General features: G+C 70.7%; 14 protein-coding genes. 7 read left to right on the top strand and 7 right to left on the bottom strand.

Annotation, left to right across the window (positions count from 1 at the left end; all coding sequences use genetic code 11):
- The first annotated feature begins 84 nt into the window (after positions 1-84).
- Complete coding sequence (locus ACPL7H_RS08575) at positions 85-579, top strand: amino-acid N-acetyltransferase (protein WP_424796657.1); 495 nt, start codon at positions 85-87, stop codon at positions 577-579.
- 158 nt (positions 580-737) lie between these two features.
- Here the strand turns inward: ACPL7H_RS08575 and ACPL7H_RS08570 are convergent, their stop codons facing one another.
- The 3 genes from ACPL7H_RS08570 to ACPL7H_RS08560 are packed head-to-tail and all read right to left on the bottom strand — an operon-like array spanning position 738 to position 2,649.
- Positions 738-1,298, bottom strand: coding sequence for a hypothetical protein (locus ACPL7H_RS08570; RefSeq protein ID WP_424796533.1), 561 nt, complete (start codon positions 1,296-1,298; stop codon positions 738-740).
- Positions 1,299-1,309: 11 nt separating this feature from the next.
- Positions 1,310-2,326 carry an A/G-specific adenine glycosylase gene (locus ACPL7H_RS08565; protein WP_424796532.1) on the bottom strand — a complete coding sequence of 339 codons (1,017 nt, stop codon included), beginning with the start codon at positions 2,324-2,326 and terminating at the stop codon, positions 1,310-1,312.
- 29 nt (positions 2,327-2,355) lie between these two features.
- The gene (locus ACPL7H_RS08560) at positions 2,356-2,649 is read right to left on the bottom strand and encodes a hypothetical protein (protein ID WP_424796531.1); all 294 of its coding nucleotides are present in this window, start codon (positions 2,647-2,649) and stop codon (positions 2,356-2,358) included.
- Positions 2,650-3,046: 397 nt separating this feature from the next.
- On the opposite strand from ACPL7H_RS08560, the gene ACPL7H_RS08555 reads away from it, so the two are divergent.
- Positions 3,047-3,667: a hypothetical protein gene (locus tag ACPL7H_RS08555; RefSeq protein WP_424796530.1), complete on the top strand. Its 621-nt coding sequence runs from the start codon at positions 3,047-3,049 to the stop codon at positions 3,665-3,667.
- Positions 3,668-3,705: 38 nt separating this feature from the next.
- On the opposite strand, the gene disA is transcribed toward ACPL7H_RS08555, so the two are convergent.
- The 3 genes from disA to ACPL7H_RS08540 form a co-directional block, all read right to left on the bottom strand.
- Entirely contained in the window at positions 3,706-4,758 is a 1,053-nt protein-coding gene (disA, locus tag ACPL7H_RS08550) for a DNA integrity scanning diadenylate cyclase DisA (RefSeq protein WP_424786653.1), read from the bottom strand.
- Positions 4,759-4,935: 177 nt separating this feature from the next.
- Positions 4,936-6,324: a DNA repair protein RadA gene (gene radA, locus ACPL7H_RS08545; RefSeq protein ID WP_424796529.1), complete on the bottom strand. Its 1,389-nt coding sequence runs from the start codon at positions 6,322-6,324 to the stop codon at positions 4,936-4,938.
- Between the two features lie 134 nt (positions 6,325-6,458).
- Positions 6,459-8,483, bottom strand: coding sequence for a M3 family metallopeptidase (locus tag ACPL7H_RS08540; RefSeq protein WP_424796528.1), 2,025 nt, complete (start codon positions 8,481-8,483; stop codon positions 6,459-6,461).
- A 130-nt stretch (positions 8,484-8,613) separates the two neighbouring features.
- Between ACPL7H_RS08540 and ACPL7H_RS08535 the strand changes: the two genes are divergently transcribed.
- The 5 genes from ACPL7H_RS08535 (at position 8,614) to ACPL7H_RS08515 (ending at position 12,054) form a co-directional block, all read left to right on the top strand.
- Positions 8,614-9,426, top strand: coding sequence for a hypothetical protein (locus tag ACPL7H_RS08535; RefSeq protein ID WP_424796527.1), 813 nt, complete (start codon positions 8,614-8,616; stop codon positions 9,424-9,426).
- 48 nt (positions 9,427-9,474) lie between these two features.
- On the top strand, positions 9,475-10,278 hold the full coding sequence (gene proC, locus ACPL7H_RS08530; RefSeq protein ID WP_424796526.1) for a pyrroline-5-carboxylate reductase: 804 nt from the start codon (positions 9,475-9,477) through the stop codon (positions 10,276-10,278).
- Positions 10,278-11,459 (top strand): acetoin utilization protein AcuC, encoded by a 1,182-nt coding sequence (locus ACPL7H_RS08525; protein ID WP_424796525.1) that lies wholly within the window; start codon positions 10,278-10,280, stop codon positions 11,457-11,459. Before proC ends, ACPL7H_RS08525 begins: the two co-directional genes overlap by 1 nt.
- Positions 11,460-11,639: 180 nt before the next feature.
- On the top strand, positions 11,640-11,852 hold the full coding sequence (locus ACPL7H_RS08520; RefSeq protein WP_424786383.1) for a helix-turn-helix domain-containing protein: 213 nt from the start codon (positions 11,640-11,642) through the stop codon (positions 11,850-11,852).
- Between the two features lie 103 nt (positions 11,853-11,955).
- A complete protein-coding gene (locus ACPL7H_RS08515) occupies positions 11,956-12,054 on the top strand; it encodes a 30S ribosomal protein bS22 (protein ID WP_005504750.1) in 99 nt (32 codons plus the stop codon).
- A gap of 33 nt (positions 12,055-12,087) precedes the next feature.
- Here the strand turns inward: ACPL7H_RS08515 and ACPL7H_RS08510 are convergent, their stop codons facing one another.
- Entirely contained in the window at positions 12,088-12,885 is a 798-nt protein-coding gene (locus tag ACPL7H_RS08510; RefSeq protein WP_424796524.1) for an HAD family hydrolase, read from the bottom strand.
- Positions 12,886-12,893: the final 8 nt, after the last annotated feature.

The raw sequence follows: 12,893 nt of genomic DNA, 5'->3' as shown, positions 1-12,893 counted from the left end.
TACCGAGGCCCGGACCGCCGCGAACAGCACCACCGGTCGCGCCGGACGCTACGGAACGGGCAGAGTAGGGGCGTGAGCGACTCCATGATCCAGATCCGTCCCGCGCTACCGGCCGACGTCCGGGCCATCAAGCGACTCGTGGAGCCCTACGCCCAGCAACGCATCCTGTTGGCCAAGGACCTGGTGGACTACTACGAGTCCGTGCAGGAGTTCTTCGTCGCGGAGACCGACGATGCGCTGGTGGGTTGCGGAGCGCTGCACGTGATGTGGGAGGACCTCGGGGAGGTGCGCACTCTGGCGGTCGATGAGCAACTGCTCAAGACCGGCATCGGGCACACCCTGCTGGAGCGGTTGCTGGAGCGGGCCCGTGAACTGGGCCTGACGCGGGTCTTCTGCCTGACCTTCGAAGTGGACTTCTTCCGCGAGCACGGGTTCGAGCCGGTGGCCGGGGCGGTGGTGGAGCCGGAGGTGTTCACCGAGATCCTGCGCTCTCGCGATGACGGAGTCGCTGAGTTCCTGGACCTGGCCCGGGTGAAACCGAACACCCTGGGCAACACCAGGATGTTGCGCAACCTGTGACCCCGGATCGGTCGGTGACCGAAGCGTGCGGCTGCCGCCGGAGCGTGCCGCCGGCGACATCGTGGAGCCGGACGCCGACGCTCAGCGAGACCGCGCCAGCGGGGCCCGACGACGGAGCGAGGTCCGACGACGACGCTGCACCCGTAGCGGCCGGTGCCTCAGGTGCTGCGGTGCTGGGGCAACGTGCTGAGCGCCCGGTGCAGGATACCCACGCGCACCAGTGCCACCACCACCCCCACCTGGGCCACCAGGATCGCGCCCACGATCGCCCCGGCCAGGGCGGAGACGTCGATGAGGGCCCACACCACGACGCCCAGCACCGCCGCGGCACCGATCACCTTGATCATCGTGGCCAGGTTCTGGATGGTGCGGGTGAGCACCTTGACAGGTTGGCCCGAACCCGCTGCTCGCCGCGAGTCCGAACTTCCGGGAGTGCCAGCACCGGACAGCAGGGCGAACAGCCCTCTGCCCACCAGGACCCCTGCGATCACGCCCAGGACCTGGCCCTGGGCGATCATGCTCACCCCGGCCACCGCCGGCGGGTCCTGACCGTACGGGCCGGCCATGCTCAGTGCGGCCGCACCCAGCCCGGCCAGTACCAGCGGAACCGCCAGCACCGCCAACAGGGCCCGGGTATGGGCCTTGACCGCTCGGGCGATGACAACGTCGGCGGGCATCGGCTCCTCCGGCCCGGGTGGGTCCGGGGTCTGGCTGTTCACGGCTCCTGAGCCTAGCCGTTCGGTCCGCCGGATCCGGGACGGCCGTTCCCCGAGGTCCGTTCCGCGGTGGCATCCGGCGCCATGACCGAGGTTCGCGTATCCGATGACTCGATGGTGTTCGGCGTTGCCGCCCGGCTGACTGCGGGCCCGTATGCGCCGGGGAGGCGATAGCCACCGGGGCCCTGCTCGGCGAGTCCGTCCCGGACCAACCCGGCCAGGGCCCGCTCGAACTGGGTGGTTTCCGGCCACAGGGGCACCAGGTCGTGGACCGGTACCACCCCCTCACTGGCCCGCAGGGCGGCCATGATCCGACCCCGCACCTGGCGGTCGGTGCCGGCCCACGCCTGCCGGCGACGTCGGTGGGCGTGGCGGTCCTGCGGTCGACCCGCTGCCAACCAGAGGCACCGGTCCCGCACCGGGCAGTCCCCGCAGCGCGGGGCCCGGGCGGTGCACACCAGCGCACCCAACTCCATCAGTGCGGCGTTCCAGCGGGCGGACCTGTCCGCCTCGGCCGGGAGCAGGTCGGCCGCACGCCGGCGTTCGGCGTTGGTGAGGGCGGGTGCCGGCAGCGCGCCCGCACCGACCAGGCGCTCCAGAACCCTGCGCACGTTCGTGTCCAGCACCACCGCGCGGCGCCGGTGCGCGAAGGCGGCCACGGCCGCCGCGGTGTACTCACCCACGCCCGGCAACGATCGCAGTTCCGCTTCGGAGGCGGGGACCACGCCGTCGTGCTCTTCGACGATGGCCCCGGCCGCCCGCTGCAGTCGCAGCGCCCGGCGCGGATAACCCAATCGGTCCCAGGCGCGCAGGACCGCCGCGCTCGGTGCGGCGGCCAGGTCGGCCGGGGCGGGCCAACGGTCCATCCACTCCACCCAGCGCGGCAGGACCCGGGCCACCGGGGTCTGTTGCAGCATGATCTCGCTGACCAGCACGCCCCACGCGCTGACGTCCGGCCCGCGCCAGGGCAGGTCGCGGCCGTGCTCGCTGAACCAGTCGAGCAGCACCTGATGCAACGGTGAGGGGCCCATCTGCCCATCGTCCCATCGCCGCGGTTGTGTCACGATGCTCGCATGGCCAGATCCAGAGGTCGCGGTATGGGAGGACGCCGTACCAGCGGGCGAGCCTCGTCGAGCCGGTCCCGATCGACCAGGTCGCGTTCGGGGGCCTCCCGCCCCAGCAGGGGTCGGTCGAGGTCGTCCAGTTCGGGTCGATCGCGTACCTCGCCGCGGTCGAGTTCATCGGGTACCTTCGGCGCCCGCAGAAGTAGCGGCGGGGGCCTGGGCGGCGCCGGCTCGCGCGGCCGCAGTGCCGCCAGGCGCAGTTCCAGCAGTGCGTCCTTCGGACGGTCCACGCCCCGAGGCAGGCGCTCCTACGGCCGTTCGCACCGCAACCGCGGTTACGGACATCAGCACGGGTACCGCCGCCGCCGCGGTGGCAGCATTCTCGGCGGGGTGGTCGGCGTGATCGTGGTGATCGTGGTGCTGCTCATCCTCTGGGCGATCCTGGTCTGAGCCCACGCCGCTGCGGCTCCGCCCGGGTGGTGACGGCCCGGCTTAGCATGATCGCCGATGGCCCGCAGCACACGACCCGCATCCGGGACCGGCAGCGCGACGAAACGTCAGCGCCCCGGCCCCGGCTCGCGGCGTCCGACGTCGTCACGCACCGGTCCGAGTCAACGCCGTGGACCGGGACGGACGGGCGATCGCCGGCGCAACCCGAATCGTTGGCGGTTCTATGTGTTACTTGCCGTGCTCGGGTTGATCGTGGCCGCCGTGGTGTGGTTCACGGTGGGTCGCGAGGCGTGGGCCTCCTTCATGGACGGCCGGAGCGAAGCCGCCCAGGAGCAGCCCGTGGCCGACGGCGGCACGGGCGAGCGCGAGGACGAAGCCGGTGATACCGGCGACGACGGCGACACCGAAGCCGGTAGCGGACCGGCCCCCGCCAGCAGCGACACCGAGGAGCCGGACGAGGACGCCCTGGCCAACCCGGTCCAGTGCCGCAGCGATGCCATCAGCGTGGAACTGGACGTGGGTGGGTCGCGCCACCCGGCCGGGGATGCGTTACCGATCTCGGTGTCGGTGGCCAACACCGGTCCGGTGCCGTGCCTGGTGGATCTGGGTCACCACGCGATGCAGATCGACGTCACCTCAGGTGATGACGAGATCTGGACCACCGACGAGTGTCCCCGCGGGGAGGGCACCCGGGACCTGCTGTTGGACATCGATGCCCGTGTGGGGCACACGGTGACCTGGAACGGGCAGCGGTGCGGCTCCGATGCCGCGGCGCAGGCAGGCACCTACCGGATCACTGTGTCGGTGTCCGGCAGCGATGGCCCCGCGCGGACCGGGGCGGTCCTGGAACTGACCTGACCGGCCGATCCGTCTGACCCGGGCCGGATGAGCCCGGGTCAGACGAATCGCTCCAGCAGGGAGGACTCGGCCTGCCGGGACAACCCCTCACGAACGGTCCGGGCCCGTTGTGACCCCACACCTTCGACCACCTCGAGGTCATCGATCGTGGCCGAGAGCATCCGCTGCAGCGATCCGAAGTGGCGAACCAGGGCCTCGATCACCGAGGGGGGCAGCCGCGGCACCCGGGTCAGCATCCGGTGCCCGCGCGGGGCGATCGCCGAATCCAGCGACTCGCCCTTGCGCCCGCCCAGGCCGAGCACCCGCGAGATCTGGACCAGGTCGATCAGCTCGGTGGAGTCCAGGTCGGTCAGGTCATCCAGCACATCGTCGAGACTGCGGGCGCTGCGGTCGTCCAGGTAATCGCGCACCACAAGTTCCAGGTCCGGACCCACGCCGGAGATCAGTTCGTCGAACTGCAGTGCCAGCAGGCGCCCGTTGGTGCCGAGTTCCACCACGTAGTCGGAGATCTCCGCCGAGATCCGGCGGACCATCTCCAGCCGTTGCACCACCGCCGCCACGTCGCGGACGGTGACCAGGTCCTCGATCTCCAGGGCCGAGAGAGTCCCGGAGACCTCATCGAGCCGGGCCTTGTACCGCTCGAGCGTGGCCAGGGCCTGGTTCGCCCGGGACAGGATGACGTCGGAGTCCTCCAGGACGTAGCGTTGATCGCCCACGTACACGGCCACGATGTGCATCGACTGCGACACCGAGATCACCGGGAACCCGGTCTGCTTGGCCGCGCGTTCGGCGGTGCGGTGCCGGGTTCCGGACTCGGTGGTCTCGATGGTGGAGTCGGGCAGCAACTGCACGGCCGCGCGCAGGATCCGTCCGGCGTACTGGTCCACCACGATCGCGCCGTCCATCTTGGCCAGTTCGCGTAACCGGGTGGAGGAGAAGGGCACATCGAGTTCGAACCCACCCGAACACATCCCGGCGACCACGTCGTCGTAGCCGAAGACGATCAGGGCTCCGGTGCGTCCGCGCAGCACCCGCTCCAACCCGTCCCGTAGTTCGGTGCCCGGGGCGACCGCGCGCAAGGTCTCGCGCATCAGCGCGGGCAGTGCCGTACCGGCCACGTAGCACCTCTCGCAGATCGGCTGATATCGACGGCGACGCCACGTTGTCGCACCGCCGTACCGCGGCTGGCGCGGTGCTGCACAGTGTAGAGGCTGACCACGGTCGCGATGGCGCCGGTGGTGCCGGTGCTCAGGGCGTGGACAGGGCGTTCAGCGCACCGGGCGCGGACGCGGGCGGGCCAGCTCGATCGCCTCGGCGAGGTCGGGTGCCTGCAACACCTGCATCCCGGCCGGCCCTCGCACCGGTTCGGACCCCGGACGGGGGCGGGGCACGATCGCGGTGTGGAAGCCGAGTCGGTGCGCCTCGCCCAGGCGCCGCTCGGTGCCGGTCGCCGCACGCAGTTCACCGGCCAGGCCCACCTCGCCCACCGCGATCATGCCGGCGGTGGTGGGCATCTCCTGCACGGCGCTGGAGACCGCCAGCGCGATGGCCAGGTCCGCGGCCGGCTCCACCGCGCGGGAGCCCCCCACGGTGGACACGTACACATCGGTGTTGGTGGTGGCCAGCCCGCACCGTGCCTGCAGCACCGCCAGGGTCATCGCGAGCCGGGAGGAGTCCACGCCGGAGGTGGTCCGCCGGGCGTGCGGGTTGGGTGTGGGGGCGACCAGGGCCTGGATCTCGATCGGCATCGGGCGCCGCCCGTCCAGGGTCACGGTCACGCACGTACCCGGCACCGGTTGGCGGGCCCCGGACAGGAACAACCCGCTGGGATCGGGCAAGGAGTGGATGCCGGACTCGGTCAGGGTGAAGCACCCGACCTCATCGGTGGGCCCGTACCGATTCTTCAGCGCCCGCACCATCCGCAGTTGGGCGTGCTTGTCTCCCTCGAACTGGCAGACCACGTCCACCAGGTGCTCCAGCACGCGCGGTCCGGCGATCGAGCCGTCCTTGGTCACGTGCCCGACGAGGACCACCGGCACCGCGGCACGTTTGGCCACAGCGATCAGGGCGGAGGCCACCTCGCGAACCTGGGTCACCGAGCCGGCGCTGGACTCCACCTGGTCCGAGGAGATCGTCTGGACCGAGTCCACGATCACCAGGTCGGGGGTGGTCTTGCCGATGTGGGCCAGCACCGAACCGAGGTCGGTCTCGGCGGCCAGCAGCAGTGACGGTTCCAGGGCGCCGATGCGTTCGGCGCGCAGCCGCACCTGGCTGGCTGACTCCTCCCCGGTGATGTACAGCACCGTGGCGCCCGCACGGGCGGTTCGGGCGGCGGTATCGAGGACCAGGGTGGACTTGCCCACACCGGGCTCCCCGGCCAGCAGCACCACCGCTCCGGGAACCAGTCCACCGCCGAGCACCCGGTCGAACTCACTGACGCCGGTGGAGCGGAACCGGGCACGTTGGGAGTCCACCTGCTCGATCGGCAGCGCTGGGGTGCGCACGCTGGCGGCGGCTTTGGTACGGGGGCCGCCCTGTTCGGCCCCGGCCTCGATCACGGTGCCCCAGGCTTGGCACTCCCCGCATCTCCCGACCCACTTGCTGGTCGTCCAACCGCATTCGCTGCAACGGAAGGCGGATCTTGTCGCAGGGGGCATGCCCGGAACTCTACCCATCGGCTCCGACACCCGGGCTCGCGCGCCGAGCCTGTGGGCCCGCCGATGGCGTCGGCGCAGCCGGCGTATCGCCGGGTGCGCGACCCCGGCCCCAGGAGCACGGCCCGACGGTGGTGCTACTGCGCCAGCCAGGCGGCGAAGGCGTCGAAGGAGTAGGGCCGGCCGAGGAAGTCGGCCACCAGATCCGCCGCGTCCCTGCTGCCGCCGGGCACCAGCACCGTCTCCCGGTACCGATGGGCGATCTCAGGGGCGAACATGTCCTCCCGCTCGAACGCCGAGAACAGGTCCTTGGCGATCACGAGCGACCACATGTAGGTGTAGTAACCGGAGGAGTACCCGTCCAGGTGCCCGAACGCCGCGGCCAGGTGGGTCCCGGGGATGTAGGGGAACAACGAGTACTGCTCCTGCAACTGCGCGGTCCGGGCGGTCAGGTCCGCCACCTGATTGACGTGGAAGTCGTAGGACATCGCCGCGTAGAACATCTGAGTGCGCGCGTCGAAGCCCTTGCCGAAGTCATCGGCCCGGCGCATCCTGGCCACCAGGTCCGCCGGGATGGGATCACCCTCGGCGTTCACCGCGAAGGTGGCGAGCACCTCGGCATCCCAGGCCCATTCCTCGAGCATCTGACTGGGGGCCTCCACGAAGTCCCACTCGGTGGCCACCCCGGAGAATCGCAGCCACTCACCGCGCCCGGCGAGCACGTGGTGCAGCAGGTGGCCGAACTCGTGGAAGAGGGTCACCACGTCGTCGTGCTCCATCAAACCGCGGGAGAAGTTGCAGGCGAGCACCCCCTCGGGCAACTGCACCCCGGCCACGCCCGGCACGAGGTCGAACTGGGCGGCGTGCTTGAACTTGCCCTCCCGGGGGTGCAGGTCCAGGTAGATCCGGCCCAACGACTGCCCGGGTGTCTCTTCGCCCGGACGGCCTTGCTGCCCGCCCGCCGAGGCGGCGTCGTCGGCACGTCCGGTGCCGCCGTCGTCGGGACTCCCGTCGGCAGGGTCCGCAGCGTCCTGCCGCGGGTACACGTCGTACACCGCCACGTCCTCGTGCCAGACCGGCACCTGGACCGGCCGGTAGACGAGACCGAACAACCGGCCGGTGACCTCCAGCAGCCCCTGGCGTACGCGCGTGAAGTCGAAGTACGTGCGCACCTGCCCCGAGTCCACCCCGAAGCGTTCCTTGCGGACCAGTTCGGTGTAGTAGGTCAGGTCAGCCGCATCGATCGTGGTGGCCTCCGGCCGGTCCTGGCGCAGCCGGTCCAGCAGCACCTCTCGGTCCCGTTCGCCGGACTCGGTGGCCGCAGCCGCGATGGAGTCGATGAACTCCTTGATCGCCGTGCCGGAGCCGATCATCTTCACCTCGGCGTCGTAGTCGGCCCAGTTGGCGTAGCCCACCAGGCGGGCGTACTCGGCGCGCAGGGCGAACAGTTCCTGCAGCAGTTCATCGCCCGCCGGCCAGCCCCGGTTCAGGAACTCGATCCGCAGTTCCCGGCGGGCGCCGGCGTCGTGGGCGAAGGTGGCGAACGGGATGACGTCGGGGTAGTCGGTGGTGACCTGCACCAGCCCGTCCGTACCGGCGGGGTGGGTATCGATCCAGTCCTGTGGCAGGCCGGCCAGGCGGTCGGGGCTGAGCCGGATGGAGCGCACGTCCTGGCGGATGTTCCTGCTGAAGTCCTGGCTGATCACCACCAGGCGCTCGGAGATCTCACGCAGGCGCTGCCGGGTGGCTTCGTCCCGGTCCACGCCAGCCCGGCGGAAGTCCTGCAGCACCTTGGCGTGCAGCCGCGCAGCCAACCGGTCCAGGCCGGAGGGGTCGAGGCGCTCGAAGACGGCGAACAGGTCGGTGTCCAGTTCCAGTTCGGTAGTGAGGCGCTCCACGTCCTGCAGGGTGTCGTCCCCTTTGGTGCGGGCCTGCTCGGAGGTGTGCATCTCACTGAACACCGAGGCGATCGAGGCCAGCGTGGAGATGGTCCGTTCGACCTCGTTCCACCTGCGCATCACCTCGGTGGCATCGAGGCCGGTGGCGGCCTTGAGGTCACCGACCAGGCCTCGCGCACGGGCCAGGTCGTGCGTGGCGCGGTCCTGCAGCCAGGAGGGCGCGCCGGCATCGGTGGGCAGGGTCAGGGAGTTCGACGTCGTCACACCGACCGAGCGTAGCTGCCCGGGAGGATGCCCCGATGGTGCTGCGCGGATCCGGCAGCGGCGGCGCGGCAACGGCGCGGGTGCGCTGTTGGGACGCACCTGCGCCGTGCGGGTGCGTACTCTGGCTGTCATGTCCGGCCGACACGTTGATTCTCCCGAACCCGCAGGCGGCGCAGGTGAGGCTGCGCACTCCGGTGCCGGGACCAGCGGCCGGACGGCTGCGCACTCCGGCACCGCCGGAGCGGGGACTGGCGGCACCACGGCCGGCCGCCGGGTGCAGAAGCCGGGCCGGGGCCGGGTGCTGTTGATCGTCGTGATCGTGGCCCTGGTCGTGGTGGCGGCGATCGTGACCGTGCTGCTGATCCAGAACCAGCGCCAGAGTCAGGCCGAGCCGGAGGTTCCGGACCCGGTCACCACCACCCTGCCGACGCCGACCCCGGCCGGGGACCCGATGGAGGTCAGCGAGGACAGCCAGCTGGTGCAGGCGTTGCCCACCACGGTGCTGGACCACGTCCTCACCGAACTGGCGGCCGATCAGGATGCCTTTGCCGAGCACGAGGCTCTGGAGGGCTGGTTCCTCACCTACAGTGCGCCCGGCTCGGACATCGAGGTGCACGTGCTGCAGTGGGAGAGCGCCGATGAGGCCGCCGCCCACGCTGAGGACGTGGCCTCCGGACCGGAGGGACTGTCCGACGGCGAGGGCCGGCGCAGCGGGGACGTGGCGGTGCAGGGGGAGTCGGTGGGCCGCTACGAGATCGGGGTGCTCGCCGGGGAGCAGCAGCCCGCCGAGCCGTCCACGCCGGCCGAGGACGACTCCGAACCGCTCGCCACGCCGGAACCGCTGGGGCCGGGAATGGCAGTGTGGAGGAACGGCACGGTGGTGTTCGTGGCCACGGGTGACGCGGGACGGCTGGCCCGGTTCTACGACAACTATCCCTTCTGATCACCTCCGGCGATCCGGGCGGTGGGACAGCATGAAGACGGAGGAACCATGAGTTGCAAGGTGGCCTTGATCGGCACCGGGGTGATGGGGCAGGCGGTGCTGCGTTCGGTGGTCGAGCACACCGGGGCCGACCAGGTGCGCGTGCACGACGTGCGAACCGAGGCCGGCCGGAAGGTGGCGCAGGAGCACAAGGTGATGTGGGCCGAAACGGTCGGAGCCGCCGGGGACGGCGCAGAGGTCGTGATCGTGGCCGTCAAACCACACGACGTGTCCGGCGTGCTCGCCGAGCTCGGCCCGGTGCTCACCGACAGCACGGTGGTGGTCAGCATCGCCGCCGGAGTGAGTACCGCAAGGATGGCCGAACACCTTCCCGAGGGCACCGTCACGGTGCGCGTGATGCCCAATACCCCGGCCCTGATCGGGCAGGGTGTCAGCGTGCTCAGCCCGGGCCCGCACGCCACCGAGGAGCACCTTGGTCTGGTGCGCGACCTGATGGCCGGCACCGGCTTCGTGACCAGCGTGGCCGAGAACCACCAGGATGTGGTCACCGCGATCAGCGGCTCCGGTCCGGCCTACGTGTTCTACCTGATCGATGCCCTGGCCGAGGCTGCGGTGCTGGGCGGGCTCGGCAGGGACCTGGCGCTGGAACTGGCCCGGCGCACGGTGGCCGGTGCCGGTGCGATGGCCGCGGAGTCGGCGGACCATCCGGTGGTGCTCCGCGAGCGCGTCTCCTCGCCGGGTGGCACCACCATGGCTGCGCTGGCCGAACTCGACGACCGCGCGGTGCGGGCCGCGGTGGTGGCCGCCGCGCAGCGTGCGTGGGAGCGGGCCGGGGAACTGGGGCAGGGCTGATGACCGCCCGGGTGCAACTGCCCTGGAGTCCGGAGCTGCTGACCTACAACTTCGGCCCGGGCCATCCGATGGCGCCGGTTCGCACCCGGCTGGCATTCGCGCTGCTGGAGCACCTGGGCCTGCTGCAGAGCCCGCAGGTGCACCTGATCGAGGCGACTGCGGCCGACGACGCGATGCTGGGCACCGTGCACGAGCCCGGGTACATCCAGGCGGTGCGCCGGGGCGGGCGGGGAACACCGGATGAGCAGCGCGGCCTGGGCACCATGGACAACCCCCTGTTCGAGGCGATGCATGATTCCTCGGCCCTGATCGCCGGGGCCTCGGTGGCGGCAGCGCGCGCGGTGTGGACCGGGCAGGTGCCGCACGCGGTGAACATCGCCGGCGGGTTGCACCACGCCATGGCCGGACGGGCCGGAGGCTTCTGCATCTACAACGATGTGGCGATCGCGATCCGCTGGCTCCTGGACCATGGCGCCGAGCGGGTGCTGTACGTCGACGTCGATGCCCATCACGGCGACGGGGTGGAGGCGGCGTTCTGGGATGAACCGCGCGTGGTGACCGTCTCGGTGCACCAGAACGGGGAGACGATCTTTCCCGGCACCGGCTTCGCCCAGGACATCGGTGGGCCGAACGCGCAAGGGCATGCCGTGAACGTGGCATTGCCACCAGGGGTCGATGACAAGCCGTGGTTGCGGGCCGTGGAGGCGGTACTGGTACCCGTGGCCAAGGAGTTCGGGCCGCAGGTGATCGTCAGTCAGCACGGGGCCGATGCCCACCGGCACGACCCGCTGACGCAGATGGACGTCTCGGTCGACGCCCAGGTTGCGGCCGCGCAGATGATCGCGCAGGTGGCTGCTGAGCACGCCCAGGACCGGTGGGTGGCCACCGGCGGTGGCGGATACGACGTGGCCGCCACGGTGCCGCGGGTGTGGGCCCGGTTGGTGGCTGCGGCAGCCGGGGTGGACATTCGCGCCGATACACCCACGCCGCAGGCCTGGCGGGACCTGGTCGCCGACCTGGGGCTGGGCCCCGCACCGGAGACGATGGGGGAGGGCATGGACACCGGCATCCGCTCCTGGGTGGATGGATACGACCCTGCCGACTCGGTGGACCGGGCCATCATGGCCACCCGCCGCAGCGCGTTCCCGGCACTGGGGCTGGACCCGCTGACCGCCTGGTGAACACCGGACCGAGCCGCAGGTGGCACGGGATCGGAGCAACCGGGATCTCGATCGTCACACCGTCCACTTCCTTCCCAGGCCGTTCTCCCATAGGATGCTGAACTGTCCGGCACCGCGACAACGATGACGGATGCCTCGATACCCGACCCCATGGCGGGTCCGAACCGGAAGGAACAGCCGATGGCAGATGCCCAGGCACCGAAGTTCCTGACGGTGGCCGAGGTCGCCGACATGGCTCGGGTCTCCCGGATGACCGTGTACCGGATGGTGCACTCCGGTGAGTTGCCGGCGGTCCGGGTGGGCAAGTCCTACCGGGTACCCCAGGCCGCGGTCGAGGAGATGCTGTCCGAGGGCCTGGACTGGCCCGGATCGGCATCGGCGTCCGGTCGCTGATCGAGCGCGTAGACTACCTCCGCAGTACCCACCGCCGCTGCGGCTGACGCAGGGGTGGTGCGCTTTGATCCTGTTTCTGTCTGTTCCAACTGTGTGAGGTCCCGTGGGCTCGGTAATCAAGAAGCGTCGCAAGCGGATGTCGAAGAAGAAGCACCGCAAACTGCTCCGCAAGACGCGCCACCAGCGCCGCAACAAGAAGTAGCCACCGATTGGGGGCCCGCCCCGGTGCGGTCCCTCAGCCCTGGCGGTGGCCCACGAGCCGGCGCAGCAGTGCCTTGCTCAGGGCGCGCAGACCGGTGGCCACGGCCCAGACGGCACCGGCCTGGCCCGCGGTGCGTAGCCCACTTCGCACGTTGCGGCGCCGCCGGCGGAAGTCCCGTACCGGCCAGCCGATATCGGCGGCGAACAGTCGCAGCCGTGGGTCGGGATTGATCGCGCACGGCTCACCCACGGTGCGCAGCATCGGGATGTCGTGGCTGGAGTCGCCGTAGGCGGCGCACTCGGCCAGGTCCAGCCCCTCCCGTTCGGCGATCTCGCGTACTGCGGCGGCCTTGTGCTGCCCGTGCATCATGTCTCCGACCAGCCGCCCGGTGTAGACCCCGTCCTGCTCCTCGGCCACCGTTCCCAGCACCCCGGTCAGGTTCAGCCGCCTGGCCACCAGTTCGCCCACCTCTCGGGGTGCGGCGGTGACGATCCAGACCTGGTCGCCCTGCGCCAGGTGATCGTTGAGCAGGTCCCGGGCGCCCGGGAAGATGCGGTGGGTCAGGACCTGTTCGTAGAGTTCTTCGGCCACCGCGAGCATCTCGGCCACCGAGTGCCCCTCGATGGTGGCCAGCGCGCGGGCCTGGACCCTGGCGATGTGCTTCTTGTTCTCCCCGAACAGGAAGTAGTAGAAGGCGTGCGCGGCGAAGAAGACGATGTCACGGCGCCGGAACATGCCCCGGCGATGCAGTTCTCTGGCCAGGTGGTAGGAGGACGCGCCCCGGACGATCGTGTTGTCGACGTCGAAGAACGCTGCGGACCCGGATGTCACGGGCCCAC

Origin of the sequence: Pseudactinotalea sp. Z1732 (genome assembly GCF_049724975.1) — a bacterium.
Lineage (GTDB): Bacteria > Actinomycetota > Actinomycetes > Actinomycetales > Beutenbergiaceae > CALKWS01.
The sequence above is the reverse complement of the archived record's forward strand: the minus strand, read 5'-3'. Positions and strand labels throughout refer to the sequence as shown.